This is a genomic window from Pedobacter sp. SG908, assembly GCF_011759615.1.
GTDB lineage: Bacteria > Bacteroidota > Bacteroidia > Sphingobacteriales > Sphingobacteriaceae > Pedobacter > Pedobacter riviphilus.
Window position 1 is genome coordinate 625,332 of record NZ_JAAOYY010000001.1, and the last position, 18,559, is coordinate 643,890.

An 18,559-nucleotide genomic window follows, 5' to 3' on the forward strand; every position below is an offset into this window, starting at 1 on the left:
ATTCTGGTAAAGCGCGGTTATTTTATAAACTATTATTATATCGTCTTCTACTTTTTACGTTATGAAAGTGGTTGATAGGCAAAAGTAACAGCGGATATGCGTATGGCTGCAAAAAGTTTTTATTTTCTAGCCAGCTCGGTTGATAAAGAAAATTAGTTTTAAAAGATAAAATTAAAAACGGAGAGAAATTTTTAGTGCGGCATAATTACCATAGGATTAAAATAATAAAAGGAAAGTACCCTAGAGCACCTTCCTTGAGAGCGCATATTATTTTCCCTGGCTCAATGCTATGATGATAACAGGGAAGTACGCTTATATAATTCCTTTAAAATTCAATTCTTGATTGATCTACAAAAATCCGGTCATCAAAAGATGGCGTGCTTCTGAGATTGTAAGAGTGGAGTAAAGGAATTTGATCATAATTTTTCCAGTATTAATTTGAAAACGATTAGTTAAAAACTAAGTTACGGCATTACACCTAATTTTTTAGTTAAATTTTGTTAAATCGTTTCTAACGCAAGCTGATTTAACCTGGTATTTATTTAACCAGATTTTCTTGCAATTTCTTTTCGATATCTTGTGCGTTTAATATCAGCGCAGAGAACTGAGGATCTGATTTTACCAGTAAAAATTTTCCGTTAGGAAGGATAATTGCGGAGGTTCCACAAGAAGTAACTTCTTTAAATAGTAATTTTCTAAGAAAGCCCAAATCGGTTTCTATTTCTAAACCTTTTGATTTAATTGGACTGAAACTTTTTCCCTCCTCACGATATTGGTAAATGGCAACTTTCGGCCTGGCCTCGGCTTTTTCGAGAATGTTTTTTTGAAAGGCCCATCTTACATTGTTCAAGAATTCTGCGTTCTGATAGCTCAGGTCTTTCCAACAGTCGTCTTTATTGAAATCGTATTTAATAATGATGGTGTCTTTTAAAGCTAGCCTTTCGTTCTGCTTTAAAAAAAGATGCAGAGAATCTACTTGCGACTCGGTTAATGTCCCTGCTTGATAGCGTTTACTTTCGTCAACATATAATTTGTGAGAACAGGCATATATAAAGATGGAAAGAAAGAGAAAGAAAGATAATTGAAGTTTGGTTTTAGGGTTACTTTTCATTTGTGTGAGCGTTAATGTCGAATTTCCCGATCAAATTTAGATTTACTGACCCAGAAAGTTCTTGAAAATAAATTTATAACTAAAATTTTATTAGACAATATTTTTGAATAGATATTTCGTCATTGCGGAGAAGGCTTTTCAGCCGACGAAGCAATGACGAAATCTTAAAGCCAATCAGTTGCAATGGAGCTGCCACTCAACCATTTAAAACCTTAGCTTTTTCCGCATCAAACTCTTCCTGCGATAAAATTCCGGCATCGAGTAACTCTTTTAAATCTAATAATGCCTGTTTTTTCGCAGCTGTATCATTTTTCGGAGTTTCAGCAGTATTTTTTGTTAATAGGGTACTTGTTTCTTGTACATTTTGCTTAGCTGGAAGGCCATATTTCAACAAAAGTTCTGTAATTTCATTAAAACCCTTAATATTCGAATAATCTATTGCTTTCTGTTCCTTTACATTTACAATGGTAGGGTCGGCCGATTTTTCGAGTAAAAATTTTACTGCATCTTTTTTACCATTGGCAGCCGAGTAATGTAAAGCAGTGTTCCCGCTTTCATCCTGAATATTAATATTTGCACCTTTTTCGATTAATAGCTTTAACATACTTAAATGGCCACTTTTGGCTGCTACATGCAGCATGCTTTCGCCTCCGTAGTTGTAATTGTTATCGAAAGAGAAGCTAGCCGAAATGGAAATGTTATTGGCAGTTTCTACCCATTCTAAGTACGAATACATGGAATCGTCGTTACCCGAAAGCGGTTTAGCATAGTTTACATCTATACCATTGGTTAAAAATAAATCAACAATTTCTTTCTGGTTATTGGCACAGGCATACCAGATAGGCGACAGGCCATCTTTTGATGAAACGAATACATCTGCGCCCTTTTCCACCAATACTTTGGTGAGCATCCTGTTGGCATCATAACAAGCAATTAGTAAGGCCGATTCTCCGGCATGATTAACGTGGTTAATATTTCCACCTTTTTCGAGAATAAGCTCAACCATTGGCGTGTTTTTAGATTTAACCGCAAAAATTAAGGGTGAATCGCCATGTTTATTAGTGGTGTTGATATTGGCGCCAAATTCCAATAATTTTTGAACAATTTCTTTGTTCCTCCAGCTTGCAGCAATAAGCAAAGGCGTTTCTGCCTCGTTATTTTCGCCGTCAACTTCAAGACCTTGATTGAGTAGTTTTTCTAACACTTCAATCTGTCCGCTTTGTGCAGTTAGGTGTAATAAGCTGTTGCCTTTAAAATCCTTAATATCAACTCTTGCACCTTTATCTAAAAGAAATAGTGCGGTTTGTTTCTGTTTTTGTAAGCATGCAAAATAAAAAGGTGTTTCGCCGGCATGATCTTCGTAATCTAAAGCTGCCCCACGATCTATTAAAATCCGTACAAGGTCTAAATATCCACGGTGGGCGGCATAATGGAGGGCTGTTCTGCCTTTTTCATCTGTATAACCTACCTCTACCTCTTGGTTGGCCAATAAAAGTTCGGCTATTTTGCGCTTGCCGCTTTCGCAGGCAATAATAAATGACATCGACATATTTTAAGATTGTTTCATGAGCAGTTCTACAGTTTTTATTTTCAGGTTATCATCAGATGCAAGCATCAGTGCGGTTTGATCCTGATCGTTGGTTAAAGCAATATCTGCTCCATTTTCAATCAAAAGTTTTACTTTACGATAAGTTTCTTTCGCTTTTTCTGCTTCATAGTTTACATTGTAGGCACAAACTTTATGCAGCAAGGTATTCCCTTCATTATCGGCCCTGTTTACATCTACCTGTCCGGTTTCCAAAACCGCCTGTAAAATATCAGCATGCTTTTCAGCGATTATATCTAACGGGGTTTTATCTGCACTGTACCAGGTGCTGGCCTGATATAGATCGGCACCATCTTCAATCAGTTTTTTAAGAAAATTTATCCCACTTTCACTGTTCGACATCATTCGCACATATTCAAATAATAATGTTTCGCCGTTTTTATTAACCTGGTCAAAAGCTGGTGAGGCGAAATTGCGCAGCGTATCGTATATGTTTTCACTCTGTGAATGTGCCACTGCATAAAAGAAAGCTGAATTTCCATCGCGGTCGGTATGATTGGGATCGGCGCCATTTTCGAGCAGATGGGCAATTAAATTTTTCTTGTTAAATTTTATTGCGGTAATTAATGGGCTTTCCTGCACCACATTGCCTTCATTAATGTCAATACCTTCGTTAAGGAGAATATCGATATATCCTTTAAGCAGATCGGTAGTCTGTTCATCGTTTAGGTTATACCTTCGGAAACTGCTTTTCACTACCTGATGGATGTAGTTTTCCTCTGCATTGTTTTTGAAGGTGGTGGTGCAACCTGCATCGATACATGCTTTAATCAGCGCTAAACTCACCCCGTTTTCGAAGAAATAACTTAATAGTGTTTTGGTGTTAACCTCGTCATTTAAGTTGTCGAAATGAGTAATAAATTCATTGAAAAATGCAATATCTTCATCATCATTACCAAGGTTGCGGACAATAGCCTGAAAAATGCTTTTGTCAAAACTGTCGAATTCATAAATGTCGGTTTCGATGGTTTTGTCCTTTAGCATCATAATCAGGATTTCGTACTGTTTCTCTCTCACCAGATGATCAAAAATCGATGACTTATGATGTTCCTGAATGCTTTTAGAAAGTTTTTCGCCGTTACGCATCATGCTTTTAGCCTCTTCGAATTTGCGGGCATTTAACTGTTGATCTAAGGTAGGTTCGGTCATTTCAATTAAAAAGTTTAAAATAGATAGATATGTGGTTTTGACACTACAAAAGTTTAGCCAAAGAAATAGTTCACGAAAAAATATTGGGGTGTTGCACTAAAGACAGATAAAACTATACCTTATTATAATATGGTCGTTTATTTTTTTGAAAAGCAATTGCAGTATTCCATTGGTTAATTTCTTCCTGCTCTGCCTTCTGCCATGAAAAATGGCATCCGTTCGATCAGGTTTATTTGGGGTATTTTTCTGCTACTATGTTAATTTTCTGTGCCACAGGCCTAAGTTTCTAGCCCTGATCGAAGCGGGTATCCCCGATATTTCATCGGGATAAAGCGGAGAGCAGGACTGACTCTAAATAGAGTAAATGACCTTGCGCTCCCTAAAAACAATAGTATGTTTTATTATTATTTCACTATGATGAAGATTATCTGTTTTTAACAAATGAATTGCTAATCCAAACCAGAAATAACATTGCGATGTTCCTTAATTCATTCGATTATTTTATCTTTAGGCGATTTTAAAAAGATCGGTTTACAAACCTAGAAACCGGTTGAATAATTAACCTTAATAAGCAAAATCAATATAAACATGTCAAATACATCAAAAATTATCTACACCAAAACCGATGAGGCGCCAATGTTGGCAACCTACTCACTTTTACCTATCGTACAAGCTTTTACCGCATCAGCAGGTATTGATGTAGAAACCAGAGATATTTCTTTAGCAGGAAGAATTTTGGCCAACTTTCCCGAGTATTTAAAAGACGATCAAAAAATTGGTGATGCGCTAGCAGAGCTTGGTGCTTTGGCTACCACTCCAGAAGCTAACATCATCAAATTACCAAATATTTCTGCGTCTATCCCACAATTGGTAGGTGCAATTACTGAGCTTCAGGCGCAGGGCTTTGCTATTCCAAATTACCCTGATAATGCGCAGACGGACGAAGAAAAAGCAATTAAAGCTAAATATGCAAAAGTTTTAGGTTCGGCTGTAAATCCGGTTTTACGCGAAGGTAACTCTGATCGTAGAGCACCTAAAGCCGTTAAAAACTATGCTAAACAAAATCCACACTCAATGGGTAAGTGGTCTGCAGATTCGAAAACCAAAGTAGCCAGTATGACTGAAGGCGATTTTTACGGTTCAGAGAAGTCTACCACTGTTGCTGAAGCAAGCCAATTTAAAATAGAATTTGTAGCTGCTGATGGTACAGTAACCGAATTAAAAGGTTTATCGCCACTAAAAGCAGGAGAGGTGATTGATAGTTCTGCATTGAGCTTATCTGCTTTAAAAACTTTTGTTGCCAAGGAAATTGCAGAAGCTAAAGCTGAAGGCATCTTATTATCAGCGCACTTAAAAGCAACGATGATGAAGGTTTCTGATCCGATTATTTTCGGGGCTATTGTTGAAGTTTATTTTGCAGATGTTTTTGCCAAATATGCGGATCTTTTCAAAGAACTAAATATTGATACCCGCAATGGTTTAGGTGATGTGTACGCAAAAATTGCAGGCAACCCTAAACAGGCAGAAGTTGAAGCGGCTTTGGCACAGGCCATTGAAAACGGACCTGCTTTGGCCATGGTAAACTCTGATAAAGGAATTACGAACTTACACGTACCATCGGATGTGATTGTTGATGCTTCTATGCCAGCAATGATCCGTACCTCGGGACAAATGTGGAACAAAGAAGGTAAACTTCAGGATACCATTGCTTTAATTCCAGACCGTTCTTACGCTGGCGTTTATACTGCAACCATTGATGACTGTAAAGCAAACGGTGCTTTTGATGTAACCACAATCGGTTCGGTGCCAAATGTTGGTTTAATGGCTCAAAAAGCTGAAGAATATGGTTCGCATGATAAAACCTTCCAGGCTACCGGTGCAGGAATTATCCGTGTTACCGATGCTGATGGTAAAGTATTTTTTGATCAGAAAGTAGAAAAAGGCGATATCTTCCGCATGTGCCAAACTAAAGATGCACCAATTCAGGACTGGGTAAAATTAGCAGTGAACAGATCGCGTTTATCAGAAACGCCAGCGGTTTTCTGGTTAGATGAGAAAAGAGCGCATGATAGAGAAATCATTGCTAAAGTCAACACCTATTTAAAGGATTACGATACTACAGGTTTAGATATCCGCATTTTAGCGCCGATTGAAGCAACTAAATTTACTTTGGAGCGTATCCGCAAAGGTTTAGATACCATTTCGGTTACCGGTAACGTATTGCGTGATTATTTGACAGATTTATTCCCGATTTTAGAATTAGGAACTTCAGCGAAAATGCTTTCTATCGTTCCATTAATGAACGGCGGTGGTTTGTTTGAAACCGGTGCTGGTGGTTCTGCCCCAAAACATATTGAGCAATTTATCGAAGAAGGTTATTTACGTTGGGATTCATTAGGTGAGTTTCTGGCACTTCAAGCTTCTTTAGAGCATTTATCTCAAACCCAAAATAATGCAAAAGCGCAGGTATTGGCCGATGCTTTAGATGAAGCTAATGCTAAATTTTTGGCAACCGACAAATCGCCAGGTAGAAAATTAGGTACTATCGATAACCGTGGTTCTCACTTCTATTTGGCTTTATATTGGGCTGAGGCTTTAGCTGCTCAAACAAAAGATGCTGATTTGAAAGCAAGATTTGCACCATTGGCTAAAACTTTATTAGCAAACGAAGCTAAAATTAACGAAGAGTTAATCGGTGCGCAAGGAAAGCCTCAAAACATTGGTGGTTACTATAACCCTAACGATGAGCTGGCAAGCAAAGCCATGCGCCCGAGTGAAACATTAAATACATCTTTAGCTTCTTTGTAAGCTAAATTTGAGTTGACAACTCTAAATATTAGCGTCCTGATGTAGAAATCAGGACGCTAATATTTAGAGTTGTCAACTTTAATATGCCTCTAGTACGGAAGTTGACAACTCTTTAATATTATTTCTGTCTGCGCGGCATAATCTATTGGATAATAGGTTCTATTACTTCAGGCGCTCTTGAGCCTCAATTTGTTCATTATACCAGAACTTTTGAGTTGTAAAGTCAAGGGGCCAGTCTCGTTGTGCCTTCGCTTTTATTGAGTTATCTTCAATAGTTAACATATATTCATAAGCATTTATTTGCTCATTAACCCAAAATTCTTGTGTGGTATAATCATCAGGCCAATCTTTTTTAGCTTTTGCTTTCAATTTTTCCGTAATTTCTTCTTTTGTTGCATCAACTACATCTTGTTGAGTATTGTTAACGTTTTCGACTTTTGGGGGATTAGGCTCTTTCTTTTCAACCGTATTTCGAATTTTTGATGGGATTTTATCATTCCCACCTAAATTTGATAATACAATTAAGGATATTATTACGGTTATTCCAATTTTCCATCCTTTGGATATAGATGAATTTTTCCAAAGGGCATAAAGGCCAACCGGAAAAAAGATTATACATAAAATTATTGTTAGCCAAGTTTTTTCGTACCAGCGACTTGAATGATTGGGAATTGTAAAGTTTGGATTTGTGTGGAAATCATTATTTTGAAAAGGCACTATATCTGTTTGAAGCAGTTTCTGTTTATTTTCTGATGATAATATCTTGGAGGTACTTGAAAGAATATTTTCAATATTCTGCCTGTTTTTCCCCATGTCGAATGCTCCCCCAAACATAATTCCTGTTTTAGGTGAGGAAGTAATCTGGACTTTGGTTCTATTTTCTGCGATTTCCGTCAACTGTATCGGTATATTTTCGCCCCAACTGTACAAGCTAACTCCTGCTTTTACCATAAACCGACCTTGTAGTTTATCTGCACTTTCGATCTGTAACCCTTTAATTGTTGGAATTGCAAATAACATTGCTTCAAAAACTTTGTCTTTCGACATTGGAAATTCACTTTCCCCGTTGTGATCTAAAAATGCCATAGTTTGTTTTTTGTTGATTATATTCAAAACTACACGGTTGATAATGATATACTTTACGGTTTTCCGTAGCAAAGAGGGATGATTAGCGCAGCTACTGTAAAATCTATTTCTAACCCGGTATTCTTGCTGGCTGATTAAAATACAATTGAGATATTGCGTTACTATGTTAGTTGGCACTTTGCCTACGTGAGGGATAGCAACGGAAAGCCCACAGCCCTCCCGATGTAAAATCGGGATTCATCGGCCGAGGATTTGTTGTATATAGCCTGATCCTTGCACGGCTTGGAGCACGCCCAGATAATTTTACTATTGTTAAGTATGAAACAAACCTTATTCATATCAATTTGTTATATTCATATAAATTAAAGGAGATCTATACCATGGCAATTAACGAGAATAAAGGATCGCAAGATAAAATACATAGTACCACAGAAAATAGCGAAATCAATAAAGAGAATTTAGCTTATGACGAAAATAAACAAAGTTATGAGCTAGATGTAAGAAGTACCGATAGCGATTACGATCATCCGATGGGTTACGAAACGGTTGCTGCAGGTGCGAAAGATGATGATTCTACATATGATGAAGCAAATCCGTATGTTGGCGATGAATATGCCCGTAATGAAGAAATTGCCGAAGATAACTTAGAAGAGCTGGGTATGCATGTAGACAATGGTGAAAGTGTTAAACTTAGTCCAGAGGATGAAATTCTTGCCCGTACACCAGAAGATAACCGCGACGACTTAGACGAAGAAGGTTATCCGATCAATGATACGCAATCCTAGTTAGCCGTATCTGGCTTGCAGTTGGCAGCCTTCGGTTCCCAGTAATTTAAAAACTGTCAACTGGAAACTGTCAACTGACTAAGGGTTAATGTCTAAATTAAATCTCCGACGCAGTTCATCCAGTTTTGGATTTTTGTTTACCAGATAATCGTACTTTTCGCGGTTACCATAGAGCCTGTTTTCTATTTTACGTTCAACAAGCTTATATGTAACCTCAACACCAAAGTTTCTAAGCTCGTTCCGCAAGAAATTTAAAAGCTCAACAGACTCTTGTTGTACGAGATGTTCTTGCGTTTTACTCTCTACCGAAATTTCGATCAGCTCGGGATTTAAAAGCGTAGGAGCGAAATTATTTAAGATGGTAAAAAGATTGATTTTATCTGCAGCCTTCATTTTCTGGGTAAAGGCATTCCACACTTCCAGTAAGCGGTCGTAACTAAATGCTTCTCGTGCATCGCCGGTAACTTTCTTTGGCCCCTCGTCATCATCTCCTTGGGCTATGCGTTCCAAATCGTTTAATGAAGGGATGAGTGTACTTATAGCATTTGCCTTCGGAATATTAATACTGATAGAAGTTGTGGATGGCTGCGGGCCAACCCTAGGTATATCCTTAGGCTTTTCTTCTGGGAGAATATTGGGTAAAACAGGGGCACTAAGGGCAGGTGCTGGTACAGAAATAGTCTTTTCGCTTTCAGCTTTCAGCTTTGGACTTTCAGCTTGCTCAGCTACGACATTAGTTTTTTTTTTATCCTGATCTACGTCAGTTGCTGTATTATTAGGATTTAAAGGCTGTTGTGCTAAGTTGACGACCGACCGGATGTGGCACATTTTAATCAGCGCCAGTTCTACCTGTAAACGTTGGTTTTTAGAGTTCTTATAATTTAGATCGCAGGTATTGGCCAGATTTAATGCTGTTAATAAAAACGATAATTCTGTTTGCCTGCACTGATCAAGATATTTTTGTTTAATATTTTCGCTAACTTCTAACAGTTTAATGGTCGATGCATCTTTGCCTACCAATAAATTACGGAAGTGAGTGGCCAGGCCGTTAATAAAGTTATTGCCATCAAAACCGTTATTTAATATTTCGTCAAACAGGAGCAGGGTTTGGCTAACTTCTGCTGCGGTTAAGTAAGAGGTAAGTTTGAAAAAATAATCGTAATCTAAAATGTTCAGGTTGTCGATTACAGCCTTATAAGTAATGTTCTTATTTGCATAACTGGCAATCTGATCGAACATCGAAAGCGCATCACGCAATCCGCCATCTGCTTTTTGAGCAATAATGTGTAAACCATCACTTTCGAAAGCAATATTTTCGCGTTGGGCAATGGTTGATAGGTGATTGGCAATATCTTCTACCTGGATGCGGTTGAAATCAAAAATCTGGCAACGTGATAAAATAGTTGGCAGTATTTTATGTTTTTCGGTAGTGGCCAAAATAAATATAGCATAAGAAGGCGGTTCTTCCAATGTCTTCAAAAAGGCATTAAATGCACTTTGTGATAACATGTGAACCTCATCAATGATATAGATTTTATATTTTCCGGCTTGTGGAGGTATTCTAACCTGCTCAATTAAACTACGGATATCATCAACAGAGTTGTTCGATGCCGCATCCAATTCGTGTACATTAAAAGAATGTCCGTTCTGGAAAGAAAGGCAGTTGTCGCATTGGCCACAGGCTTCCATATCGGCTGTAGGGTTGGTACAGTTAATGGTTTTTGCAAGGATACGCGCACAGGTTGTTTTACCCACTCCGCGCGGCCCGCAAAATAAAAATGCCTGGGCAAGCTGATTGTTTTTAATGGCGTTTTTTAACGTACCGGTAATATGCTGCTGGCCAACTACGGTTTCGAAGGTGGCTGGGCGGTATTTACGGGCAGAAACGATAAAATTTTCCATCGGCACGAAAATAGGAAAAATTTAAGTGTTGTAAGATTGAAAAGTTGGAATGTGGAAAAGTTGAAATACTGAAATCATTTATAAAAGATTGCGTAACATTTACCAATAAAATTAATCTAATCGTAAAACTTTATAAATGAGGATATTAATTTTTATTAGCGCGATATTGCTGTCTTTTGCAGGCACTTCGATGGCACAGGTTGATACTATAAATGCGCAAAACCATAAACTGGTGATGAGCAACCTGAAAGAGGGAAAAAACAGCTACCTGGTTTACATGACCGATTCTCTTGAAACGAAACGGACTGTTGGAGATATATGGGAAAGAACAACCGTGTTTAAAACAAGAGATAAAAATGATGTTGTAGAATTTGGCTGGAAATGGCTTCACAACGATTCCCTTTTCGCTACAATAACAAACATCTGCGACCGCAAAACGATGTCTCCAATTTATCATTATGCCAGTTATAAACGAAGAGGTATTTTTGCCTATGATTACAAAAATGGCTTGATGCAGCCATCTGATACCGTGAAAAATAATGATGCAATCAAAAAAGAACCGGTTAAATTGGATATCCCGATCATTTCATGGGAGCAGGATTTAGAAACCTACCCATTATTACCAATAAAAAAAGTTGGCCAGCAATTCGATATTTCCTTTTTCGATCCCAACGAAAAATCAGCTTCATACCATCGTTATGAAGTAGTTGGCAGAGAAGATTTAAAGTTGAATGTAGATATTTCGGTTAAGTGTTGGCTGCTTAAAATTAATTACAGCAAAGATAGTTATGCCATTTTCTGGCTAACCGAGAAATCAAAAGAGGTAATTAAAATGAAAGAATATTATAAAGGTAACTATCGTATAAAAGTTAAGCAATATTGATAATATCAATGGTGCAGGTTATAAAACTGTTTATAACTTGCTTCAAATGTATCAAAGCTGCCGTAAGTAAGTGTTATGGCTTTTTCAGTATCATAGCCCTGTGCAGTTAACTTGATGATGTTTTTTAATGCTTTGGTACTTTTGTTTTTAACGAAATAATAGATCATGCTATAGGCCGTATTATAGTTGTCGTCAATACCATGGCCGTAAAAAGTGCCATCGTAGATCCTGAAAAAAGTCTTTAACCTGTCGGTATCCTTAAAAGCTAAACCTGCTTTTATACTTTTAATCCGGTTGCTTTGTGGGTAGGCGTATAAATTTCCATCACTGTCGAAATCTAAGGTTTCGAAAAACTCAGCAAGGCCTTCATTTAGCCATTTTGGAGCCTTCTGATAATTAAATTGGAAAATGCTGTGACTGGCCTCGTGCAAGGCCACGGGAATAAAATCGCCACTCTTCATAATAAAAGCCTGGTTTATTGCCGGGATGTAGAATCCGGTTGATGATGGTGCATTATACTTGTTTTTTTCTATGCGGTAATCTTTTGATTTTCCATAAAGATTGATTTTAACAGGAACAGTAATGTTATTACTGGTTTCGAAAATTTCGTTGCAGAACATGCGCTCATAAGCAATTAGTTTTTCTATTTTCTTTTGCTCATTGTCGTTTATTTTGCAATTAACCAGATTGATCTCTACATATTGGGCGTAAGTTGAGAGACTGATAGAACTTGATATTAGAAATAATAGTAATTTATTCATTCTTATGTTTAAAGTTGTTAATTAAGACATGTAAATGTAAGCTATTGATTTTTTTTTAAAATGTAGTTTGTGTTTCTATATTTGCCTAATCTTAAAATTTAACAATGAAACGCTTTTCCTTACTGTTGCAGCTTCTACTGCCAATCATTTCTTTTGCCCAATCTAATTTTAAAAAAGGGTATATTATTAATAATAATAAAGATACTATTTCCGGATTTATAGATTATCGAGAACAAATTAATAACCCGATTTCGATAACTTTTAAAAAGACTATTAGCGGTGAAGCTAATGTTTTTGGGTTAAAGGATCTTTTAGGTTTTGAGGTTGAAGGTATGGTTAGCTTTAAAAAATATGTAGTGACCATAAGTTTAAGTAAAACCAACAGAGAAGATTTATCAATCGGAATAGATACATCTAATAAAATTGATGCAGTTTTTTTAAAGGTTTTGCAAAGCGGGGAAAATATTACCCTGTTTTCTTATCAGGATAATATTAAACTTCGGTATTATGTGTTAGAAAAAGGTAATGCAACACCTGTGGAGTTAATCAGAAATTTATATTACGATCCACACAATAATTCAGTAAGCTTAGTTCAGAACAAGTACATTAACCAGATACAAGAACTGTTGAGAAGATTTAATCTTACTAGGAGTGAAAGTGAATTAAAGGATCTTAAATTTTATAACAGCGATCTGATAAAAATGGCAACTTTTATCAATAATAATAATAATAAGGAAAAACCTAAATTTTCATCAGCCCGTTTTTTTGCAGGTACGGGTGTAAGCATTAGTCAGGCTCGGTACAAAGGAACCAACGAACTTAACAGTGCAGATGCAAGCGGTAACACTTCAATAATGCCTATGGCAAGTGTAGGCGTTGATTTATTTTTTAACCCAGCTGTTAGAAAATTGATTTTTAGAACGGAATTGTCATTTCTAACTGGGAAGTATAATTTATCTGTCACTTCTGCAGAAGCAGCCAAGGCATTGATTACACATGAATTTAATCAGTCTGTAATTAATCTTACGCCACAATTGGTTTATAATTTTTACAATACAGATAAGATCAAAGTTTTTGGTGGTATTGGTTTGGGGCTTAATCTAGCTTCTTACAATAAAAATCAGAGAACCCGTTTAAACACCTTAAATGGAGAAACATTCAGTATGGAGGAAGTTAAACTGGAAAAGTTTTACTTCTCTTTTCCAATTAATGCCGGTGTAGTAGTAAATAAAAGAGTTGAGTTTCTTCTTGGAGCTTCTGTGCCAGAAGCAATCAGTGATTACTTTGGATTTAAGTTAGAAATTCAAAGGTATAAATTGGGCGTGCGGTATCTTTTTGGGAAAAATTAGTATTTTATAGAATAACATTGTTGTTTTATTTAGTTGAAAAATTGAAATACAATATCTTTATTAATTGCATTCTATGATGCTTATTTCCTAATCGTAACCTTTTGTGAAAAAGAGCCAATAGATGGCGAATATTATCATTTTAAGAAAGATGGAAAAGCAGTTCAATGTTTTGACCAGATTCAGACAACACTTATAAAATCACTTCAGATACCAGATTTGAATTAAATATGGGCTTGTAAATCCATGTAGATTGATGAGTATTGATAAAAAATCTTTTGTTATCGTTGTTGAAGGACCTACAAGAGAAAGGGCTTACCTTACTGAATATACTCATTACTTAAGCAAATAGGCTGTTATTTTATAATAGCCTTCAATTCATGTCTATATTCTGAAGCACTTTTACCAGTAAACTCCTTAAATAATTTATTAAAATGGCTGAAATTGTTAAACCCGCTTTCGTAAGAAATATTGGCGATGCTGGTGGGTTTTTCGGCCAATAGCTTTGAAGCATGTACTACCCGGTATTCGTTTACAAAATGTGTAAAGGTTTTTTTGGTAATCTTTTTAAAATAACGACAAAATGAAGGAACAGTCATGCTCGACATTTCTGCAATGTGCTGTAAACTGATTTGCTCCTGGAAATGATCTTTTACGTAGTTAAAAATCATATTAATACGGTCGTTATCCTGCACCTGCATTTCCATCGAAAAACCATCGGCGTTTAAGATGTTGTAATCTTTAGCATGTTCGAGTTCCTTTAATACGCTAAGTAAGGTTAAAAGTCTTTCAAAAGGTGGCTGATCGTCCATCATTTCTATTCTATCGCCAACTACCCGCATGGTTTCGCTACCGAAGGCAATTCCAGCTTTCGATTTATCGAACAGTTCTTGTATTCCTTTGATCTCCTGCAGGCCTAAAAAAGTGCTGCCCAAAAAATCGGGTTTCATCTGGATAACGGTTTCGTTTTTGTTTCCGGTATTGGTATCGGTAAAGCCACAATGGGGAAGATTGCTGCCAATCAGAATCAGATCGCCTTCAGTGTAATAAGAAACGTGACTTCCAATTTGCCTTTTCCCCGAGCCACCATTAACAAACACCATTTCAATTTCAGGATGGTAATGCCAAAGATGCGCCATGTTGTTTGCATTTTCTACATACTTAGAATAATAGAACGAACTTCCAAAAGAAGGTTCAACAACCTCGAAACTTGGTTTCATACATGCTAAATTATTTCACCAAAATACATAAAAAATATGCTTTATTATAGCTTTTTGTCAAATGAAGGTATTGTTGGGGTAATATAGCATAGAAAGTGGAAAATATGCAACTCACTATATCCAAATTAGCCCCTTACCTTAGTATCATCATATAATGATTAACTCTTATAAAATAATTGGTTATGAAAAAGTTCTTAAAAATCGGTTTAATAGCAGCCTTGTTTTTTACTGCTACGGGTGTTCACGCTAACGATGATAATTTTACGCCAAACGTAAAAAGTGAAAAAAATAAATTTATTCGTTTTTCTATAGGTAAAGCAGAAGACGTTAATTTATCTTTTGTTGGTTCGGATCAGGAAGTATTGTTTGAAGAAAACATTCATGCTTCAGTTGCCTCTAGCAAAGTTTATGATTTAAATGCACTTCCTGATGGAAATTATGTGCTTAAAATAGAGTCTGATTTAAAACTGGCTAAATATACCGTTACCATTAAAAATGGCAAGGCTTTGGTTTCTGAGCCGAAAATCACTAACGTATTTAAACCGGTTTATACGCTAAAAGATGAGGTTGTTACACTTAATCTCGAAAATTTAGATAAAAGCCCAATCGAAGTGAAAGTTTACAACGAATACAATGATGAGGTTTATTACGAGGTTTTTAAAGATAGGACACAGTTGACTAAAAAATTCAATATCAGCAAAACAGATTCGAAAGAATTGACCTTCATGGTTAAATTTAAAGACGAGTCTTATGTTAAAACGATACAAACTTATTAATAACAACAGCTAATTGATATAGGGGGATTATCTAGACAGGTAATTCCCTTTTTTTTGTATAATTTAGAAGAGGTAAGATGGATGAACTAATACCAAGGCCCCTGCCGTCTGTTTTCTAATTTCCATCGTCCATTTCAATCTTACCATATTCTATTATTATTTCTTACTAATCATTTGATTTTAAGAAAAATATTGTTACTTTTGCATCCCCGTAATATACCTCGGGATTAAAAAATTAAAAACTTAATTAATAACAATGAATCAGTACGAAACTGTTATCGTTCTAACCCCGTTGTTATCTGAAGAGGCTGCGAAAGAGGCATTAGCTAAATTCAAAGCAGTTCTAACTGATAACGGAGCCGAAATTATCCAAGAAGATAATTGGGGTTTGAGAAAATTAGCGTATCCAATTGAGAAAAAATCAAATGGATTCTTCAACTTAACTGAATATAAAGCTTCAGGAGATTTGATCGCAAAATTAGAGCTTGAATTAAAACGCGATGAGCGTGTGTTACGTTTCTTAACTATCCGTTTAGACAAACACGCTGTTGCTTACAATGAGAAAAAGCGTAGTGGTGCTTTTAACAAAAAAACTAAGGAGGTTGCAGCGTAATGGCAAGAGAACAAATACAATACGTAACTGCCCCTAAAGTAGAGGATAACCGTAAAAAATATTGCCGTTTCAAGAAAAACGGAATTAAATACATCGATTACAAGGATGCAAACTTCTTGTTGAAATTTATTAACGATCAAGGTAAATTATTACCACGCCGTTTAACCGGTACTTCGTTAAAATTCCAACGTAAAGTGGCTCAGGCAGTTAAACGTGCCCGTCATATCGGTTTGTTACCTTTCGTTGCTGATCAATTAAAATAGGAGGCTAGAGATATGGAAATTATTTTAAAACAAGATATTAAAGGCCTTGGTGAGAAAGATGATGTAGTTACAGTAAAGCCAGGTTTTGGCCGTAACTATTTAATCCCTCAAGGATTTGCAGCATTGGCTACCTCTTCAGCTAAAAAAGTTTTGGCTGAAAACTTAAAGCAAGCTGCTTTTAAACAAGATAAAATTAAGAAAGATGCTGAAGGTGTTGCTGAACGTTTAACTGATGTTAAACTTTCAATCGGTGCTAAAGCTGGCGAAAGCGGAAAAATCTTCGGAGCGGTTAATACCATCCAGATTGCTGAAGCATTAAAAGCACAAGGCTTTGATGTAGACCGTCGTCGTATTACTTTCGAAACTGAACCTAAATTTGTTGGCGAATATGTTGCTAACTTAAACTTACACAAAGAAGTTAAAGTTCAGGTTCCTTTTGAAGTAGTAGCTGAATAAGCATTCTTTAAGAATCATAAAAAAGTCCTTTCAGTTTTTTGAAAGGACTTTTTTTATGATATAAAATCTGAGATATTGGGTTTGAGACCTGCCAATGCATAAATAATAAATCTTTAATCTCCAATCTAATATCTCAGATCTTTCCTATCCTTTCGGTGTAGTCGGTCTGATTTCTACCTTACTAGGTAAGGTTCTCGCTGGCATCGCTAATAAATCAACAATCAGTTTGCCCATATCCTCTGGCTGGATTTTCCAGGCATCATCTTCTGTATTAGGCTGATGATCGTTAAAGTGGCTCGCTACCGATCCTGGCATTATGGTACTCACCTTTACTCCATACTTTCTTAAATCGAGCATAACCGATTGCGTAAAACCAGTTAAGCCAAATTTGCTGGCATTATATGCCGAGCCGCCTGCAAAAAAGTTTGTACCTGCCAAGCTTGATATGGTAAAGATATGTCCCTTTGTTTTTTTGATTTCATCAACCGAGGCTTTAATGCTGTAAAAAACACCTGTTAAATTGGTATCAATGGTTTCTTTCCATAAATTAATGCCCAATTCATCAATTGGTGCAAAATGCCCTACACCAGCATTGGCAATGAGTATATCCAATTGTCCCCATTTTTCGAGTATCAGATTTACAGCATCCTGTTGAGATTTAAAATCCGCAACATCTGCTTCAATGGCCAATACATCCCCATGTGCCACAAGGAGTGATGCGGCCTGGTTTGCGCTGGCAATCGTCCTGCTTGTAATGGCTACCTTATAGCCTTCTTTTAAAAGGGCTTCTGCAATGCCGAAACCAATTCCTTTGCTTCCGCCCGTAATTAATGCAACTTTCATGTTGTTGTAACGTATGATATTGAAAAATGTTTAATTAGATTTTTTCTTGTTCTGGTGTGTAAGTTCCATGATCTGGATATCTTTAAAATCGACAGGCTGTCCTTCACTTTGTAAGGCAATAAAACCCTGAGTAAGCGCTTTTCTGTCAATTTTTATTTTCGGATCGTAGCGGTTGGCTACCCCGCCACCTATTTGTGGTTTGCTATATTGTAAAACGGTATCGCCGTTTATAATATGTGTTACAAGCGAATCGCCGAGCACAATCAGTTCTGCCGATACCCACTGATCGCCGTCGTATGTTTTTGATTTAGAGTCCAGGCAATGTCCATCATATAACTTACCCTGATAAAAAATATCTGTACCTGGCGAACACATATTTCCTGTAGGGCGAGGATGGCCATCACTTAAGCCACCTAAAAATTGCATCTCAATAGAGATTGGCCAGTCTTGTTCCTTAGGCATCGTTTTCGGATCCTGAGAATGGAACATTAAGCCGCTATTGCGTAAAGTATAACTTGGTGCGCCTTTTTGCAACTCACCAACCATGCGGTATTTTAATTTTAAATGATAGTATGAAAAAGGTGTTTTGTAATAAAGATGACCAAACTGATCATTAAAATCTCCATACTGATCATAACGTACTTTTATAATGCCATCTTCAACACGGAAGGTGTTTCCGAAGTTTACATTGTAATCGTGATGGTGGATTTTAACATTCCAGTCTTTGATGTCTTTTCCGTTAAAAAGAGTAACCCACTTTTCGTGACTGTTATTAATGTTTTTGGTTGTACTGCAGCCCCATAGTGTAACAGCAAGAAAGAGAAAGCCTAGTTTTTTCATTTCGTTAATTTTGGTTTGCGCTTTATTTAAAAATGTGAATCACAAAATACATAAACAAACTGATTTTAATGTACATTAAGCGTTTACCACGAGAATTTTGCATTTTGGCTT

Annotated in this window: 17 protein-coding genes; 8 read left to right on the forward strand and 9 right to left on the reverse strand. The window is 36.5% G+C overall.

Going from position 1 to position 18,559, the window contains the following annotated elements; all coding sequences use genetic code 11:
* Positions 1–538: 538 nt before the first annotated feature.
* The 3 genes from FHT21_RS02440 to FHT21_RS02450 all read right to left on the reverse strand — a co-directional run bounded on the left by FHT21_RS02440 (position 539) and on the right by FHT21_RS02450 (position 3,866).
* The gene (locus FHT21_RS02440; RefSeq protein ID WP_167293200.1) at positions 539–1,111 is read right to left on the reverse strand and encodes a hypothetical protein; all 573 of its coding nucleotides are present in this window, start codon (positions 1,109–1,111) and stop codon (positions 539–541) included.
* 196 nt (positions 1,112–1,307) lie between these two features.
* Positions 1,308–2,654: an ankyrin repeat domain-containing protein gene (locus FHT21_RS02445; protein WP_243853841.1), complete on the reverse strand. Its 1,347-nt coding sequence runs from the start codon at positions 2,652–2,654 to the stop codon at positions 1,308–1,310.
* Positions 2,655–2,663: 9 nt separating this feature from the next.
* Complete coding sequence (locus FHT21_RS02450; protein WP_167293202.1) at positions 2,664–3,866, reverse strand: ankyrin repeat domain-containing protein; 1,203 nt, start codon at positions 3,864–3,866, stop codon at positions 2,664–2,666.
* 588 nt (positions 3,867–4,454) lie between these two features.
* Between FHT21_RS02450 and FHT21_RS02455 the strand changes: the two genes are divergently transcribed.
* Positions 4,455–6,674, forward strand: a complete 2,220-nt coding sequence (locus tag FHT21_RS02455) for an NADP-dependent isocitrate dehydrogenase (protein WP_167293203.1) — start codon at positions 4,455–4,457, stop codon at positions 6,672–6,674.
* Positions 6,675–6,836: 162 nt separating this feature from the next.
* Here the strand turns inward: FHT21_RS02455 and FHT21_RS02460 are convergent, their stop codons facing one another.
* A complete protein-coding gene (locus FHT21_RS02460; RefSeq protein ID WP_167292723.1) occupies positions 6,837–7,760 on the reverse strand; it encodes a hypothetical protein in 924 nt (307 codons plus the stop codon).
* Between the two features lie 380 nt (positions 7,761–8,140).
* Between FHT21_RS02460 and FHT21_RS02465 the strand changes: the two genes are divergently transcribed.
* On the forward strand, positions 8,141–8,545 hold the full coding sequence (locus FHT21_RS02465) for a hypothetical protein (RefSeq protein ID WP_167293204.1): 405 nt from the start codon (positions 8,141–8,143) through the stop codon (positions 8,543–8,545).
* 78 nt (positions 8,546–8,623) lie between these two features.
* Here the strand turns inward: FHT21_RS02465 and FHT21_RS02470 are convergent, their stop codons facing one another.
* Entirely contained in the window at positions 8,624–10,447 is a 1,824-nt protein-coding gene (locus FHT21_RS02470; RefSeq protein WP_167293205.1) for a DNA polymerase III subunit gamma/tau, read from the reverse strand.
* 136 nt (positions 10,448–10,583) lie between these two features.
* Between FHT21_RS02470 and FHT21_RS02475 the strand changes: the two genes are divergently transcribed.
* Positions 10,584–11,330 (forward strand): hypothetical protein, encoded by a 747-nt coding sequence (locus FHT21_RS02475; RefSeq protein WP_167293206.1) that lies wholly within the window; start codon positions 10,584–10,586, stop codon positions 11,328–11,330.
* Positions 11,331–11,335: 5 nt separating this feature from the next.
* Here the strand turns inward: FHT21_RS02475 and FHT21_RS02480 are convergent, their stop codons facing one another.
* Entirely contained in the window at positions 11,336–12,091 is a 756-nt protein-coding gene (locus FHT21_RS02480) for a DUF1570 domain-containing protein (RefSeq protein ID WP_167293207.1), read from the reverse strand.
* A gap of 104 nt (positions 12,092–12,195) precedes the next feature.
* Here FHT21_RS02480 and FHT21_RS02485 point away from each other — a divergent pair, with 104 nt between their 5' ends.
* Positions 12,196–13,440 carry an outer membrane beta-barrel protein gene (locus tag FHT21_RS02485; RefSeq protein WP_167293208.1) on the forward strand — a complete coding sequence of 415 codons (1,245 nt, stop codon included), beginning with the start codon at positions 12,196–12,198 and terminating at the stop codon, positions 13,438–13,440.
* 353 nt (positions 13,441–13,793) lie between these two features.
* On the opposite strand, the gene FHT21_RS02490 is transcribed toward FHT21_RS02485, so the two are convergent.
* Positions 13,794–14,657, reverse strand: coding sequence for an AraC family transcriptional regulator (locus FHT21_RS02490; protein ID WP_167293209.1), 864 nt, complete (start codon positions 14,655–14,657; stop codon positions 13,794–13,796).
* 182 nt (positions 14,658–14,839) lie between these two features.
* Between FHT21_RS02490 and FHT21_RS02495 the strand changes: the two genes are divergently transcribed.
* The 4 genes from FHT21_RS02495 (at position 14,840) to rplI (ending at position 16,765) form a co-directional block, all read left to right on the forward strand.
* Positions 14,840–15,433: a hypothetical protein gene (locus tag FHT21_RS02495; RefSeq protein WP_167293210.1), complete on the forward strand. Its 594-nt coding sequence runs from the start codon at positions 14,840–14,842 to the stop codon at positions 15,431–15,433.
* 256 nt (positions 15,434–15,689) lie between these two features.
* Entirely contained in the window at positions 15,690–16,046 is a 357-nt protein-coding gene (gene rpsF / locus FHT21_RS02500; RefSeq protein ID WP_086545075.1) for a 30S ribosomal protein S6, read from the forward strand.
* Positions 16,046–16,309 (forward strand): 30S ribosomal protein S18, encoded by a 264-nt coding sequence (rpsR, locus tag FHT21_RS02505; protein WP_010599582.1) that lies wholly within the window; start codon positions 16,046–16,048, stop codon positions 16,307–16,309. Before rpsF ends, rpsR begins: the two co-directional genes overlap by 1 nt.
* A gap of 12 nt (positions 16,310–16,321) precedes the next feature.
* Positions 16,322–16,765: a 50S ribosomal protein L9 gene (rplI, locus tag FHT21_RS02510; RefSeq protein ID WP_167293211.1), complete on the forward strand. Its 444-nt coding sequence runs from the start codon at positions 16,322–16,324 to the stop codon at positions 16,763–16,765.
* Positions 16,766–16,909: 144 nt separating this feature from the next.
* Here rplI and FHT21_RS02515 read toward each other — a convergent pair whose 3' ends face one another.
* Together FHT21_RS02515 and FHT21_RS02520 are read right to left on the reverse strand one after the other, a co-directional pair.
* Positions 16,910–17,608, reverse strand: coding sequence for an SDR family oxidoreductase (locus FHT21_RS02515; protein ID WP_167293212.1), 699 nt, complete (start codon positions 17,606–17,608; stop codon positions 16,910–16,912).
* Between the two features lie 30 nt (positions 17,609–17,638).
* Complete coding sequence (locus tag FHT21_RS02520) at positions 17,639–18,448, reverse strand: DUF1080 domain-containing protein (RefSeq protein ID WP_167293213.1); 810 nt, start codon at positions 18,446–18,448, stop codon at positions 17,639–17,641.
* Positions 18,449–18,559: the final 111 nt, after the last annotated feature.

Coding starts and splice junctions, on each gene's coding strand:
- FHT21_RS02440 (WP_167293200.1), bottom strand. CDS start 1,111: ATGAAAAGTAACCCTAAAACCAAACTTCAATTATCTTTCTTTCTCTTT.
- FHT21_RS02445 (WP_243853841.1), bottom strand. CDS start 2,654: ATGTCATTTATTATTGCCTGCGAAAGCGGCAAGCGCAAAATAGCCGAA.
- FHT21_RS02450 (WP_167293202.1), bottom strand. CDS start 3,866: ATGACCGAACCTACCTTAGATCAACAGTTAAATGCCCGCAAATTCGAA.
- FHT21_RS02455 (WP_167293203.1), top strand. CDS start 4,455: ATGTCAAATACATCAAAAATTATCTACACCAAAACCGATGAGGCGCCA.
- FHT21_RS02460 (WP_167292723.1), bottom strand. CDS start 7,760: ATGGCATTTTTAGATCACAACGGGGAAAGTGAATTTCCAATGTCGAAA.
- FHT21_RS02465 (WP_167293204.1), top strand. CDS start 8,141: ATGGCAATTAACGAGAATAAAGGATCGCAAGATAAAATACATAGTACC.
- FHT21_RS02470 (WP_167293205.1), bottom strand. CDS start 10,447: ATGGAAAATTTTATCGTTTCTGCCCGTAAATACCGCCCAGCCACCTTC.
- FHT21_RS02475 (WP_167293206.1), top strand. CDS start 10,584: ATGAGGATATTAATTTTTATTAGCGCGATATTGCTGTCTTTTGCAGGC.
- FHT21_RS02480 (WP_167293207.1), bottom strand. CDS start 12,091: ATGAATAAATTACTATTATTTCTAATATCAAGTTCTATCAGTCTCTCA.
- FHT21_RS02485 (WP_167293208.1), top strand. CDS start 12,196: ATGAAACGCTTTTCCTTACTGTTGCAGCTTCTACTGCCAATCATTTCT.
- FHT21_RS02490 (WP_167293209.1), bottom strand. CDS start 14,657: ATGAAACCAAGTTTCGAGGTTGTTGAACCTTCTTTTGGAAGTTCGTTC.
- FHT21_RS02495 (WP_167293210.1), top strand. CDS start 14,840: ATGAAAAAGTTCTTAAAAATCGGTTTAATAGCAGCCTTGTTTTTTACT.
- rpsF (WP_086545075.1), top strand. CDS start 15,690: ATGAATCAGTACGAAACTGTTATCGTTCTAACCCCGTTGTTATCTGAA.
- rpsR (WP_010599582.1), top strand. CDS start 16,046: ATGGCAAGAGAACAAATACAATACGTAACTGCCCCTAAAGTAGAGGAT.
- rplI (WP_167293211.1), top strand. CDS start 16,322: ATGGAAATTATTTTAAAACAAGATATTAAAGGCCTTGGTGAGAAAGAT.
- FHT21_RS02515 (WP_167293212.1), bottom strand. CDS start 17,608: ATGAAAGTTGCATTAATTACGGGCGGAAGCAAAGGAATTGGTTTCGGC.
- FHT21_RS02520 (WP_167293213.1), bottom strand. CDS start 18,448: ATGAAAAAACTAGGCTTTCTCTTTCTTGCTGTTACACTATGGGGCTGC.